Source organism: Streptomyces swartbergensis, assembly GCF_002148965.1.
In the GTDB taxonomy this organism is placed as follows: domain Bacteria; phylum Actinomycetota; class Actinomycetes; order Streptomycetales; family Streptomycetaceae; genus Streptomyces; species Streptomyces swartbergensis.
Genome location: NZ_NGFN01000023.1, coordinates 30,927 through 44,446 on the forward strand (window position 1 = coordinate 30,927; position 13,520 = coordinate 44,446).

Consider the following 13,520-nt stretch of genomic DNA (forward strand, 5'->3'; position numbering starts at 1 on the left):
CTGCGGGCCCGACGGCAATCAGAACGACAGGAAATACGCCGTCGTGTCATAGCCGGTGTTCTGACAGCGTGCGACGCCGCTGCACATGGCAGCGTTCTCTTCTCTCTCTCCGGTCTCGCGCGGCACCCTCATCAGCCCCGAGCCGTTTGACGTCCGCCGATTTCGGCGTACCAGCCACCTCCCCCGGAACCAATACGTCCCTGCAACAGATACCCCAGTATCCCCAACGATTCCCAGGAGGCACCGCCATGGAAGGCAACCGGATAGGACGCAGAACCGTACTCCGCACCCAGGCGCAGTGGCCGCAGCCACGGCGGTCGCCGGCTGCGGCACCGCGACCGGCAGCAGTTCGTCCGGCGGCGGCAGGAAGAGGATCGTCGTCAGCAACAGCGGTGGCGCCTACAACGACGCTCTGACCAAGGCGATCTACGAGCCGTTCGCCAAGGAGACCGGCATCACGGTCACGACGGTCAACTACCAGTCGGCGCAGGTCATCGCCCAGCTGCGAGGGTTGCCCAAGGCGGAGATCCGCCGCCGGGTGGGCGAGACCCTGGAGGCGGCCGGGCTGTCGAAGTTCGCCGGCCGCAAGCCGCGTGAGCTGTCCGGTGGTCAGCAGCAACGCGTGGCCCTGTGCCGGGCCGGCCGCCGATCGTGCTGATGGACGAGCCGCTGGGTGCATTGGACAAGAAGCTGCGTGACCAGATGCAGACCGAGATCAAGTCCATCCAGCGAGAACTCGGCCTGACCGTGGTGTATGTGACGCACGACCAGGAGGAAGCGCTGGTTCTGTCGGACCGGATCGCCATCATGAAGGACGGCCGGATCGAGCAGTTCGACACGCCCCGCGGCCTGTTAGAACGCCCCCGCACGCCGTTCGTGGCCGACTTTCTCGGCGCCGCCAACTTCCTCACCGGCAAGGTCGAGGAGTCTACGGAGGACAACTGCACCCAGGTGCGCCTCGACACCGGCGGCGTCCTCACGGCCCGGCAGCACCCCTGTGTTCCCGGGCAGCGGGTCCGGGCTGCGGTCCGGCCGGGCAAGCTGCGCATGGTCGGCGCCGAGGAGAGTTGTTGTACCGGCACGGTAGAAACGGCCGTCTACGTGGGTTCGCTGACGCGTATCACCGTCCGCCTGGACGGAGCCGCCCCGGCGGCGATCACGCGCCGGACGGCCCATCCGCGGCGGAGCCAACAACGGCTCGATGCCCGCCCACGACTCGTCGGTCAGCTCATGACGACGCACCACGAACGGACCACCGCACCAACCACTTTGCGGACACCCACTAGCGGAGCCGAGTCCTTGCCTACCGGTAACGTCTCCTCGTCAGGGAGGCTCCCGAGATGGCCGGCCAGCAACCCGTTGATGTCGTCCCAAGTCACTGATCCGCGCGATACGGCAGCGGCCCCAGCACTGCGGCCTCGGCGGAGGGTACCGCCGAGGCCGCGTCGCAGTCGTCCAGGTTCGCCGTCGCCCCGCCAGCCAGACCAGGCTGCCGACGACCACAAGGGCGATACCCTCGATGATCAGCACGCGGGCAACGCTGTACCTTACCTTGTCCACGCTGACACCACGAAGCCCAGACATGCCAGAAGCACGATGGCGAGAACCGCGGCTGTCTTCTTGCTGGCTGGATTCACTCAAAACGCCTCCCTCGAGGAATGCCCCGATCTTGAAGAGTCCTGTCGGGTCGCTGTCGGTGAGGTTGTCGGTGCGGGTACGGATCTTGGTGGTGTCCTTGCCCGCGGTGTTCTTGTAGCCGTTGGCCAGGTCGATCAGCGTCGCGGTCCCGGACGTGGTTTTGATGCCCCCGGGGCGGCCGTTGTCGTCGATGTCGACCGGCTTGTGTCGTGCCGCCGGGGTAGACGGTCTTGGTGCGCCTGTCGTTGTTGTCGTAGTCGAAGTCGGTCTTCTTGCCGTCCGGGGCTGTCAGGTAGTCCGGGCGGCCGGCCTTGTCCCAGGTGTAGTCGGTCTTCCCGGTCGGGTCGGTGTAGTAGTCGACGTCACCGGCCAGGGTGTAGGCGAGCGCGGTCTCAGCGCCGTTGAGGAGGTGCTGCAGGCCCGCCGAGTCGCGGTGGCCGGCCCATCCGGCCAGCTGCCAGCCGTTCTTTCGCTCGACCGGCGCCAGCAGACCACGCACGTGGTCCCGCATCCGCCGCCGTAGATCCGCCCGGGCGAACCGGCCTGCCACCCGAGCGAACACTGGGCGTGAGCACTCCTGGTGGCGTCGCCAGTCGGAACGGCTGAGTCGGTGGGCGGCGCGGGCGAGACGGCGGTCGTGCATCAGCCGGCCGGTGCACACAAGGTCCGCTCGACGACCCAGCGCCGTGGGATTACAACGGCCTGTGCTCAAGGACAGTTGGCCGGTTCGCTCAGAGATGGTTGGTCGCTGCGGTCTCGGCCTTGCCTCGGCGGGGCGGGCGCGCCGCAACCGCTCGACGCCCTGGTGAGGTTTCCGGGCGCCGAGCGGTGCGATACAGCGTTCGCGGGCGGCCGCTCAGGGGCGTTGCATCACTCGGTCCACCACGGCGTCGGCGGCCACGTATGACCACTGCTCGTACGTCTCTGCTCCTGCGTTGCGCTGGTCACGCATGCCGAGGTACTGGTACGTCTTCGCGTCGAAGACCAGCACCGGTCCGCCCTCTGCCCAGGGAGTGCCGGGCTTGCCCACGTACTGGATGCCGATGCCCGCGCGGCCGTCTGCGTCCGTCCGGCCCGGCAGCACCTTGACGCCTGGGACGGTTGCGAGTGCCTCGAACGCCGCGGGGCGCAGGCCCTTCGGCAGAACGGGGGTGCGGAGCAGGCCTGAGAGGAAGAGCTGGACCATCGGCCACTCGTCGGCCTTCATCGGCCGGTCGTAGTCCGGCGTCCTGCCGATGTCGCGCAGTGCGATCGGCAGCTTGCCCGGCTCGGTGGGCAGCTGCTTCAGCTGCGACCACCTGCGCGGCGGCCAGCTGCTCTGACCCGGCTGGTCCGGCGGGACCCACTGGGTGTGACCCAGCTCGCTGACGTAGGACTTCTTGGAGCCGTCGACCGAGCTCCAGCTCTCGTCGACGTACGTCTTGCTCCGGCCGCCTCCGACCGGGGTTTCCTTGGTGATCTCCTTGGTGTAGATGAACTGGTCGTCGCGCGGCGCGATCGGCTTTTCGAGCCTGCGTTCCTCGGCGGCCGCCCCTCGCAGCACAGTGGCCGTGCTCACCGTCTGGGTGCGAGGCGAGGTCCCCGTGTTCTCGGCGACCACCACAGTCGCGGTGACCGCCGCCGCGGCGACGGCGGCCACCGCGATCCGCAGCAGCGGACGGCGGCGAACGGTCGTGGGGGCGGCGGGAGCCCGCATCGCCTGATACAGGCGGAAGCGGGCACGGGCGCGGACGGTATCCGTGAGAGGAGGCGCGTCCGCGTCCCACTCCCTCAGGAGCTTGAGTTCATTCATCGTCAGATTCCTCTCGGAGAGTAGTTGGATCGGATCCGCCCAATGCCTCACGAACTGTTCTGCGAGCCCTGTGCAGCCGCGACCGGACCGTCCCCACGGGCACCCCCAGGGCGCGTGCGACCTCCTCGTAGCCGAGGTCGGCCCAGGCGACCAGCAGCAGCACGTCCCGGTGGCGGGCGGGCAACCGGGCCAGGGCGCCGGCGAGTTCGCGGCCTACCGCCTGCGCGCTGACCCGCGCCGCCACCCGGTCCGCGAGCATCTCTTCGGCTTGGTCGCCGGGGGCGGACGAAGGAAGCCGTCCGAGCGCCTTCAGACGCCGGGCCTCGGCGCGCTTGTGGCGGCCTATGAGGTTGGTCGTGATGCCGAACAGCCACGGGCGGGCGCTGGCCTGCCCCGTGTCGTACCGGAAACGCAGCTGGAATGCGGTGGTGAAGGTATCTGCCATCACGTCCTCGGCCGCCTCCGCACCGAGCCGGCGCGCCGCGTATCTGTGCACCGAGTCGGCATGGCGGTCGAAGAGTGCGGCGAATGCCTCGGGCTCATCCCACGACCGTTCGATCACCGAGGCGTCACTGTCCTGCCCCACCCTGACGCCTGGTTCGACGGTCATCGGGGCTCCTTTCATCGATTCACGCGCTCTCAAATCTTGGGCTTTCACCGGTACTTCGCCGCTCGCAGAGATCCGGTTCCCCACGTCGTGACCGCGCGTGCCAGAGCAGCAGAAGGCTTCGCAGGCCGCGTCGGTTGCGGGAAATGTCGTCCAACCGTTGGCGCTCCTTCGAGTCGGTAGGTGTCGTGGACCTGCGGCAGACTGATGCACCTCAACGGAGAGGTGCTCAGGTGTCAGCGGACCGACGACCAATGAACCTTGAGGCGTATGTGGAACGGACCCGGAGCGGCCCGTGCTTCGTCTGTGCGTTCCTGGCCGGGAACCCGGACTACGCGCACGAGACGGTTTTTGAGGATGCCGATCACGTAGCGTTCCTGGACAGGTGGCCCACGGTGCCGGGCAAGGTCCTGGTCGCTCCGAAGGCTCACGTCGAGCACGTCGTGCGCGACCTGGACGAGGCGGCCTACAGCCGGCTCATGCTGTTCGTCCGGGAGATCGCCCTCGCCGTCGAGGCCGTCTGCGAGCCGGAGCGCACATACCTGTACTCGCTCGGCAGCCAGCAGGGCAATGCGCATCTGCACTGGCACATCGCCGCTCTGCCGCCCGGCGTCCCCTACCCTGAGCAGCAGTTCCACGCTCTGATGACGGAGAACGATGTCCTGGCGCTGCCGCCGGGCCAGGCGGCAGCGATGGCCGCAGGCCTGCGTGAGGCGGTCATCGCCCGGTCATGCTCAAGCCGCCGATGACCGGGCGGCGTCCGGCTGTTCCCAGTCGCCCGCACACCTGACGGGTCTTGCTGGTCGGGACGGTCGGCACGTGGATGCGGCCACCGTTGACCATCGGCGTGGGAAGACAAACGATCATACGGAGGCCGCAGGTCACCCCTTGCAGCACCATCGCTGGCTCCTCGGTGACGCGCAGTATCACCTCCACGCCCTGCCCGAAGTGCAACAGGCCAACCGCCGGCACCGCCGACTCGTCCGCCGAACCCGAGCTTGCCTTCTCGCCCGGGACTACGCCGTCGCCCGCGACTGCCTGCAGGACTGGTTCCAGGACGGAGAACCATCCGATCTGCAACAACACGGTGAGCATCCTGGAAGAGTCGATGGTGAGCCGGGCCATGGGGCGGCGCCATCAGCGCTGTCCGCATTCTGCTCACGGCCGAGGAAGCCACCGTGCGACAGCGCCTCGCTCAGCGCGAAACCGGATCCCAGCTACACGCTCACATCGACCGGAGCCTACGGATGGCACGGCATCTCGACGAGGAGACTCCAGGGGGCACCGTCCGTATCCCGACTCCCGACGGACGACCGGTCGGTGTGGGACATCGCCCTGCAAGTACTTCAAGCCACCACCTGGTAGAAGCGATTCAGGGCCTGCCACCCAGTGTGTCCGCTCCACAGAAAATGGATCAGAGCCCGGTCTCACTTGCAGACCACACGCGGGCAGATCGCTTCGGCCGCCCGACGCGGTGCTCGGGTCATAGCGCTCGAACGGCGGCCGACCACTGTTGAAAGCATGGTGCGTGACGTGGACACTGCCGGAGCCGATGCTTACCTCGCCCGTACCGGATCCTGCCGGCCCAGCTGGGCCGCAGAACCAAGTTATGGACCGCCTCCACACGCCAGCAGCCGATCCACTCATGGGCAGCGGCGCGCGAGATGCCCGTCTCGCTTGGGGCAAGCGCACCGGGCGGCCCGCGCGGACACGCTCGACCAGCAGCCGCCTGCCGTGAACAATCAGCCGGGCACTCCGGTGGGACACGAAGACCTCCGGATTGGTGCAGTCCAGGACACCACCACCACACCGGAGGTCCCCCACGATCAAACCCAGCGACCCCTTCGGTCAGGTGAGCCAGCTGCCCGCCGCGCATTCGGAGGCGGTGACCCACCGGTGAGACCCGATGCGGTCGTTCACGACCTGCCCTGGCCTGTTGTAGAAGTAGTTGTCCGTGAGGTTATCGGCCCACATCTCTCCCGGAGCGAGGCAGACGTAGCCGTTCTGATACTGGTAGTCCTTGTCGTAGTAGAAGGCGACGACGTCCTTGCCCCCGATGAACCCGCTGTTCATCACAGAGGACGCCTCTTTGTAGGCGATTGTCTGGAACGCGCCGCTGGTATCGCCCCAGAAGCGATCGTCTCCCGGTGTCGCGCCGAGGAGGTTCCCGTCACAGCCGTAGTCCGTCCAAGCCCTCACATTGCCGTCACGGCCCGGCCATTCCTGCTGACAGCGGTACTCCTGTGTTGCCGCCGCGGCAGAGGTGGTCGGTGCCGCAAGTCCGAGGGAGGTCAGGGCGATGGCGATGACGGCTGTACCTGGTCTGCGCATGGCGTACTCCTTGGTGTCCGCCTCTGGGACGAGGCATGCGATTCCACGGATGAGCCGTGGAGGTGATGGGCAGTCAGGCCCGTGGGCTGACGATCTTCTTGGCTCGGTCGAGCGCCTGGTGCTGCAACCGGGTGTGCGTGTCCAGGGCTTCGCCGTAGCGGCCGCGCAACTGGGCGACGTAATGGCTCTCGCGCTCCTCACCGATGGGGCGAAGGCCGGTGTCCCGGGCGCAGGTGGCGTCGGCCACGGCGAGCTTCCGCTCGGCCTCGAAGGCCTTGGACTCAGCCGTCCGGTAAGCCTGCGCGACCGCTGACTGACGGGACGCACCCGGGTCCCGGTGGACGTACCCCGCCCGTTTCATGCACCGCGACCAGGCGTTCTGCGCCGCCGAGAACCGCTGGTCGGCCAGTACCCGGGGAACGTAGAGCGACCGGAGATGCCCGACGGCCTTCTCCGCACGAAACCAAGCCCTGGGATCCCCGTACAGCCTCTTCTCGGCCTCGGCCACGCAGCCGCCCATCCGCTTGCGCAGGCTGCCGCCGCCGGGGATCTCGACGGTGATCACCGGCGCGTCGATCCCCTCGTCCAGAGCCTCGTCGTAGGCCTGGCGCCGCCGCTCGGACAAGCTCTTGCGGTACGCGAGGTTGGGGTTGGAAGCCCGGGCGGCCGCTTCCTTGGCCTGGATGCGGCTGCCGTATCCGTGCTTGCGGGCCCAGCCGACATCGTCCAACACATAACCGAGCGTGCGGCTTTCCTCCAGGCTCAGCCGCTCGGCCTCCCAGAACTCGAAACCATGTCGTCTCATGCACGTGCCGATCAACTGTTGCTGCGCGTCCGAGATCCGCAACTGCTCGGCATCGGTCAGTTGCCGGGCTCCCCCGGCCGACGGAGACGCCGTGCTCTGCGGAGTGTGCCGGGCACTGCCGCAGCCGGTGATGACGGCCGACACAAGGAGCAGGCTGATCACAGCCTTGCGCATGACATCCTCTCGCGTTGGGTGTGAACGGGACTGCTGTGCGGGCCAGGTCTGCTACCGGCCGCCCTCGAAAACGCCGCGAAGCGGACTCGGCGAGGAAGAGGGGGAGGGTGACGGTGAAGTGGTCCGCCGCGCGTCAACCCCCTTGGTCTCGCGGCCGACATGGGTAGCAACCCCCGGCGGGCCGGCGTCCAGTACACAACCGGGCCCCTCGCAGGGGCCCTGGTCCCCGTGCACATCGGTGATGGCGTCGCCGTAGTCCGCGTGCGAGTACCAGGCCATGAGCTTTGTCCGGGCGCTGCGGTTCTTCGCCACCGCCGTCGCCCTGTTGTCGGAACAGATCCGGCTCTTCACCCGGGAGGCCGGGTCACCTGGCTTCGCCCTCTCCACCACCAGAGTGCAGTACGTACCGCCCGGAGATGCCGCGGCTGATGCTGCCGGCGGGAGTCCGACGAGACCGGCGAACGAAGCGGCCACGCTCGGCGTGGCGGCCGTACGGGTGCACAGCTGCATGGCGCTCCTTGCGGCCGGACTGCCAGGGGGTGTGGTTGCGCCCCGCAAGGCTAGAAGGGTGCYGACCGCGCCGGTCCTGACAGGTGTCAGGTGTCGGGTCTCGGAAGCCATCCGATTTCCGAGCGTGAGCGTTTGTGGGCCGGGTGGGCATGGACTCCGGTCGTTGGCGGGGAGAGTTGGGCGTGGTTCGTCCGTTCACGTCGCTTGCGGAGATGGCTGATGCCGTCGGTAGCTCGCTCTACTGGGAGGCCCGGGAGAAGAAGATCCGGGAAGAGGTCGTCCGCGCGGCTGCGGGAGGAGGCCGAGCAGGTGCAGTAATAGCGCACCGCGTCCAGCATCACTCGGTGGCAGTAGCCCTCCGGCCGACCGCTCCGCCCCTGGAGCCACGGAGGCACCGGCAGCAACAGCCGGACGTCCTGCCGATCCGCCTCCGACAGGCCGGAGCGGCAACACCGGACGCGCTCCCGACCGTCCGGCTGGAGGCGGTGTTCGTCCCCCGGCAGCTCCTGCCGGGGGCGATGCTGGCAGCGAGGCCGCAAGGGCGTCGCTGTCGGCCGGAGGTCAGGCAGGGCTGGGTCAGGCTGGCCGCACGACCTCGTCTCCTCGTCGGCCATAGTGATCTCGGCGTCCGGCGATCGCAACGCGTGGGGGCCTGAACTCGTTCAGACGCAGAGGCAACCATCGATCATTCCCAGTCCAGGGCCGATGGCTCCGAGCCCTGCCGATCCGCGACGTCGCCGCGACTGGCGGAGACGTCGATCAGGCGCGGTGGGGTCGGCCGCAGTCGAGCGCGGCCGCGTCGGTGCCTCGCATGCGAGATGGATCGGTGCCGGCGGTGACAGCGTCGTGGATGGCGCCCAAGGCACGGGCGACGTCGAACAGTCGGCATGCTGCGCGCGGCTGGTCCCAGGCGAGCGACCCGAGATCCCCGAGCAGGTCCCGGTTCCCGGACTGGGAACCCGGCGCGGCACGAGCGCCGCCGAACACTGCGGCGGCCACACGTCCCCCTGACCCCGCCCCGCGCACCCGTCACCCGGGAAGCCCCGTTTCGTCGGCTCCCCGCTCTGGGGGCCTGGGCGCTCGCGCGCTGTACGCGCCGATCAGCTACGGACTGACACACCGCACCCGCGCACGGCGGGCCTCCGCGCAGCGATGACGCAGGCCTGGGCCCGTCGGGTGAGACGAGGGGTTCGTGATTGTCAGTCAGTCCCAGGGTGCTTGCCGGGCCCGTCGGCGTCGGAAGACAGCGGAGTGGGTGACAGTGTGGTGTCCTCCTCACCGGGCTCAAGAAGGGTGTCGGCGGCGCCGACGATGAGGGGGTCGGGTGTGCCGATCGCCTCGCGGTCCTTGCTGGCGTAATCGATGCGCGACAGCAGACTGCGCATGGTCTCCAGCCGGGCGCGCCGCTTGTCGTTGCTCTTGACGACGGTCCAGGGGGCGTGTGGGGTGTCCGTGGCGCGGAACATGTCGACCTTCGCCTCGGTGTAGTCGTCCCAGAGGTCCAGCGAGGCCAGGTCGGTGGGAGAGAGCTTCCACTGGCGCACCGGGTCGACCTGCCGGATCGCGAAGCGCGTGCGCTGCTCGGAGCGGGATACGGAGAACCAGAACTTCACCAGCAGGATGCCGTCGTCGACCAGCATCCGCTCGAAGGCCGGGCACTGGTCGAAAAACAGCTCGTACTCGTCCTTGGAGCAGTACCCCATCACGCGCTCCACGCCGGCTCGGTTGTACCAGGAGCGGTCGAAGAAGACGATCTCCCCGGCCGTCGGCAGATGCGCGATGTACCGCTGGAAGTACCACTGGCCCGCCTCGCGTTCGGTGGGCTTGTCCAGGGCGACCACGTGTGCGCCGCGAGGGTTGAGCCGCTCGGTGAGCCGCTGGATCGTGCCGCCCTTGCCTGCCGCGTCACGTCCCTCGCACACGACGACCACACGGGCGCCGGTGTCCTTGACCCACCGCTGGAGTTTGAGCAGCTCGATCTGCAGGACGCGTTTGGTCCGCTCGTACTCCTTGCGGCCCACCTTGCGGTTGTACGGATGGTTCTCCTGCCAGGTCCGGATGGGACGCCCGTCTTCGTCCAGCACGATCGGCTGCTCTCGCCGACGGGCATCCACGGTCAGTCCGTCCAGCAGTTTGTCCGCGTCTTCGGCGTTCATCACCAGGCTCCCGTTCGGCCCGCCCCGTCGGTCAGAAGGGCATGCGACCGCGGGAGCGGCGGCCAGCCGAACCGCTGCGGGTCACCGCGCGCGAACTGGTGTGGAAGGGCTTGCTGAAGAGCCGGCCCAGAATGCCGGGCGCCTTGCCACCAGCCCGCGCCCCGGCACCGAGCGTACGCTGCGTGCCGCGTTCGGGATGGCGGGAGAGACGGGGGACGAGGAAGGCCAGGACGGCCAGGACAACACACACGACGATGACGGCGGCGACTACCATGATCGGCTCCCTTCGCTGATGGACGGATACACGGGTGCCCCGCCCTGACCCACCCATGTGAGAAGCGAAGGCTTCGACCCTGACTGGTCCGCTCCCCAGCAGCCGGAGCAGCACCCCAGCCACCCAGGGGCGGCAGCCGAACGACACCGCCCAATGGACCCCGCTGCAACCAGCGCAGGCATAAAGCGCCGATAGGTGACCTCGAAGGCGGAGCGTTTCCTCTCCGCTTCGCGGAGGTGCCGATGCCGTAGGCGGTGACGACAGCCGTTAGCAGGGCGAGGACGAAAGCCCCGAAGACCTTGGCCCACGGGGCGTTCCGTCCAGGCTGTTTGGTTGCCCTCTGCAAACTGATCATTGCAGGCCAGACCCCCAGCTACTGACCGGACCCCCAGCTACTGCCAATCAAGCACGCCGCACGTGGGTCCGGAGCCTCACCGGCACTGCTCCGGCTCCCGCAGGCATGGCAGGTGCCCCTTCCCGCGGATCACGTTCTGGCTGGTGGCCTCGTCGAGGTAGGCCAGGAAGCCGGCGGCGAGGGAGCCAGGGCGAGGGGGGCCGTAGGTGTAGGCGTACTCGATGTCCTTGTACGGGTAGTGGCCGGCGCCCAGGTCGATCTGCCCGTCGTCGGGCCAGTCGCCGGCCAAGGGCACCGTGTTCACCTTGCCGCCCCGCTCCCTGGCGAGGCCGACTTCGCTGTAACCGATGGCGCCGGGCTGTTCCTCGACCTTGTTCAGGACAGCTCTGGTCGAGCTGAGTTCGCAGCGCGTGACGGTGTCACCGGCCCGCGCGAGCGGCCTGCAGTCCAATGATGTGCTCGGCGCCTGTTCCCACCCCTTGAGCACCCGGTCCTGGAAGATCTGCCGCGTACCCGACTCGTCCCCCCGGCTGACCAGGACGATGGGCAGGTCGGCGATCTCCTCCTCGCCGGGGACGACCTGGCCCCAGCGCTGGTACTTGCCCGCATACATGTCCCGCACCTGCTGAAGGGACATCCCGTGCGGGCCGAGGTCGATGTCCTTGTGGACGACGAGGGTGAAGAAGGACACCGCGATCTCCTTCCCCGTCAGGTTCCAGCGCTCCCCCATCGGCCCGTCCGAGAAGGTGATCACGGACTGGGCGGCGCTCGCTGACCGCTCACCCAGCTCCGCGAGTTCGAAGACGCCGTCCTCGCTGCCCCGCACCTCGACGGAGATGTCGGCGCCCTGGCACTTGTTCTCGTACTGCTTGGCGAGCGTCCGGACGACGGGCTCGAAGGCGGTCGAGCCCGTCAGGGTCAACTCGCCCTGTTCGCACTCGATCGGGTTGCCGACCCGCAGCAGGATGATGCCGGCAAGAGCGAGCACGGCGAGGGCCAGCGCGCCGCTGAGCAGCCGGGCAGGGAGACTGAACGTACGCAGCTTGTCGTCCGTTTGGGGAGCACTGTTGCGGTGGACCCGGCCGTCCCGGAGGCCGCCGATCAGCTTGACCTCCCCTTCGGCCGGACCGCCGGAGAGCAGCACCAGCAGCTTGAAGTGGTCGCCCGGATTGAGTGGGACGCGCGGGATGGTCACCGTACTGCCGACGTGTTCGAACCCGTTGGCGCTCGTGAAGTGACTGCTCAGATGCTCGATTCCGGACGGCTGGGTGACCGCGACGGCCTGGACCGTGCGGCCCGTGAACTCGGCGGTAAGCCCGTGGACTTCGGAGGAAGTGTAGTCATTGTCGGCGACGCTCTGCGATCCGTCGTTCTCGATGCGCAGGAGGACGAGCGACGCGTCGGCCATGTTCGGTACGTCGAAGTCGCCGAGGCGGGGGTTGGACGATCCGTCGCCTATGGGGCTGTCCATCTGTACGCGGTAGCCGATCAGCTTGCGGCGCGGCACCCGGCGGTCGTACAGGAACATCACGATGGGCACGAGGAGACCGAGGACGGATGTGCCGACGGCGATGACATTCTCGATGCTCAGCCACTCCATTGGTGGTCCCCCGCCACTCCCAGAGCTCACATGGTGGGGTCACCGTATGTCTGTCCGAACGGCCCGTCAGGGCTCTGACACCAATGTTCGCTTTGCGTTCAACTTTCCTCACAGGACACAGGACTTGGGACACAGGACTTGGGACATGGGACTTGGGACATGGGACGCGGGATATCGGCCGGCCGATATTCCGGCGGACCGGTCTCCGCACCCCGTGGAAACCTGACTCGCCCTCATCCTCGACCGTACGGCGGAAGATCCCCCATGGCACTGCGAAAGCCTCCGGACGCTGCAGTTCCGCGCCTCGACAGGATGCGCACGCCCCGACCTTGTGCCCGGCCCCCCACGCCGGTCGCGACCATGTCAAGGACACCGGGGAACGGTTCCGGGGACGCTCCCGCAGGGTTGATCCCTACCTGCACGCCGTCGACTGCAGGGCAGGGCCATACCGTGCGGTCTCTGGTCCTCTTCGGCATCCGCTTCGGTGTCGAAGTGCGTCATCGGCAGATCGTCCCAGCGGGGTGTCAGCTACGGAGAAACCAGAAGACGATGACGCGGTTCGTCAACGCGCTGCAGCATGCCGGTGGACGCGGGCCTTGCGGAGCCGCATTCACGGCTCACTGATGACAGCCCACCGGTGACCGGGAGTGTGTCACACCCTCAGCGCCCATCCGTCCTTGCAGGGCGCTGTGGTCACGCCGGTCGGATGTTCTCCGCCTGCGGTCCCTTCTGGCCCTGCGTGACGTCGAACTCGACTTTCTGCCCCTCCTGCAGCTCACGGAAGCCCTGAGCGGCAATGTTCATGAGAGCGCTCGTCGTGCTTCCCGGCAGCTTCGATGATGTCCTGCCCGCCGCGAAGGGCGCGAAGAAGACCGCCGCCAGGAAGGCGGCTCTGAGGAAACAGCCTGCACATCGTCCCCTTCCGCAGCCGGGGCGGGGAGTGAGCTGCGGCAGCGGAGCAAGGCGGCGTCGTACGAGCGGGCCACTAGGGCGTGTGTGAGGTCGTGATCAATCTCGGGTTCTGGCCCCGTGCGGGGGCGGGATGCGGTAGGACGCTGGGTGTGACACGTAGGCAACTCACAGACGAGCAGTGGGAGTTCATCGAGCCGTACCTGCCGATAGGCGAGTACGGTCCGTACCCCGAGCGGCTGCGGGAGCAGTTCGAGGGGGTGATCTGGCGGTTTCGGTCCAGCGCCCAGTGGCGCGAGATGCCCTCCGAGTTCGGACCGTGGGCGACCGTCTACGGGCGCTTTCGCGTCTGGCGGGACGCCGGGGTCT

At 68.0% G+C, this 13,520-nt stretch carries 11 protein-coding genes and 5 pseudogenes; 3 read left to right on the forward strand and 13 right to left on the reverse strand.

Features of this window, described 5'->3' with window-relative positions; translation table 11 throughout:
* Positions 1-298: 298 nt before the first annotated feature.
* Positions 299-1,149 (forward strand): annotated as a pseudogene (locus CA983_RS06420) (ABC transporter ATP-binding protein); the annotation flags it as partial.
* On the opposite strand, the pseudogene CA983_RS44930 reads toward CA983_RS06420, so the two are convergent.
* The 4 genes and pseudogenes from CA983_RS44930 to CA983_RS06435 all read right to left on the reverse strand — a co-directional run.
* Positions 1,147-1,245: pseudogene (locus CA983_RS44930) on the reverse strand (IS5-like element ISMra2 family transposase); the annotation flags it as partial. The pseudogenes CA983_RS06420 and CA983_RS44930 overlap by 3 nt on opposite strands.
* A gap of 787 nt (positions 1,246-2,032) precedes the next feature.
* Positions 2,033-2,200 (reverse strand): annotated as a pseudogene (locus CA983_RS47100) (IS701 family transposase); the annotation flags it as partial.
* A 294-nt stretch (positions 2,201-2,494) separates the two neighbouring features.
* Positions 2,495-3,430 (reverse strand): CU044_5270 family protein, encoded by a 936-nt coding sequence (locus tag CA983_RS06430; protein WP_086599909.1) that lies wholly within the window; start codon positions 3,428-3,430, stop codon positions 2,495-2,497.
* The gene (locus CA983_RS06435) at positions 3,423-4,040 is read right to left on the reverse strand and encodes an RNA polymerase sigma factor (protein WP_086599910.1); all 618 of its coding nucleotides are present in this window, start codon (positions 4,038-4,040) and stop codon (positions 3,423-3,425) included. The genes CA983_RS06430 and CA983_RS06435 overlap by 8 nt, the downstream gene beginning before the upstream one ends.
* 251 nt (positions 4,041-4,291) lie before the next feature.
* On the opposite strand from CA983_RS06435, the gene CA983_RS06440 reads away from it, so the two are divergent.
* On the forward strand, positions 4,292-4,786 hold the full coding sequence (locus CA983_RS06440; protein ID WP_086599911.1) for an HIT family protein: 495 nt from the start codon (positions 4,292-4,294) through the stop codon (positions 4,784-4,786).
* Here CA983_RS06440 and CA983_RS46140 read toward each other — a convergent pair.
* The 9 genes and pseudogenes from CA983_RS46140 to CA983_RS06485 all read right to left on the reverse strand — a co-directional run.
* Positions 4,755-5,162 (reverse strand): hypothetical protein, encoded by a 408-nt coding sequence (locus CA983_RS46140; RefSeq protein WP_158101839.1) that lies wholly within the window; start codon positions 5,160-5,162, stop codon positions 4,755-4,757. The genes CA983_RS06440 and CA983_RS46140 overlap by 32 nt on opposite strands.
* Before the next feature lie 463 nt (positions 5,163-5,625).
* Positions 5,626-5,804 (reverse strand): annotated as a pseudogene (locus CA983_RS46620) (leucine zipper domain-containing protein); the annotation flags it as partial.
* 81 nt (positions 5,805-5,885) lie between these two features.
* Complete coding sequence (locus tag CA983_RS06455) at positions 5,886-6,368, reverse strand: hypothetical protein (protein WP_086599912.1); 483 nt, start codon at positions 6,366-6,368, stop codon at positions 5,886-5,888.
* A 73-nt stretch (positions 6,369-6,441) separates the two neighbouring features.
* Complete coding sequence (locus CA983_RS06460; RefSeq protein WP_086599913.1) at positions 6,442-7,347, reverse strand: hypothetical protein; 906 nt, start codon at positions 7,345-7,347, stop codon at positions 6,442-6,444.
* 1,269 nt (positions 7,348-8,616) lie between these two features.
* Positions 8,617-8,856 carry a hypothetical protein gene (locus tag CA983_RS45760; RefSeq protein WP_143645456.1) on the reverse strand — a complete coding sequence of 80 codons (240 nt, stop codon included), beginning with the start codon at positions 8,854-8,856 and terminating at the stop codon, positions 8,617-8,619.
* 200 nt (positions 8,857-9,056) lie between these two features.
* Positions 9,057-10,013, reverse strand: a complete 957-nt coding sequence (ppk2, locus tag CA983_RS06470) for a polyphosphate kinase 2 (RefSeq protein WP_208636905.1) — start codon at positions 10,011-10,013, stop codon at positions 9,057-9,059.
* Between the two features lie 31 nt (positions 10,014-10,044).
* Positions 10,045-10,287, reverse strand: a complete 243-nt coding sequence (locus tag CA983_RS06475) for a DUF6411 family protein (RefSeq protein WP_086599915.1) — start codon at positions 10,285-10,287, stop codon at positions 10,045-10,047.
* 431 nt (positions 10,288-10,718) lie between these two features.
* Positions 10,719-12,242 carry a PstS family phosphate ABC transporter substrate-binding protein gene (locus tag CA983_RS06480; RefSeq protein ID WP_086599916.1) on the reverse strand — a complete coding sequence of 508 codons (1,524 nt, stop codon included), beginning with the start codon at positions 12,240-12,242 and terminating at the stop codon, positions 10,719-10,721.
* 693 nt (positions 12,243-12,935) lie between these two features.
* Positions 12,936-13,043, reverse strand: a pseudogene (locus CA983_RS06485) (cold-shock protein); the annotation flags it as partial.
* Positions 13,044-13,303: 260 nt separating this feature from the next.
* Here CA983_RS06485 and CA983_RS06490 point away from each other — a divergent pair.
* Positions 13,304-13,520, forward strand: a 217-nt coding sequence (locus tag CA983_RS06490) for a transposase (protein ID WP_143645457.1), incomplete at its 3' end; no start/stop codon positions are given.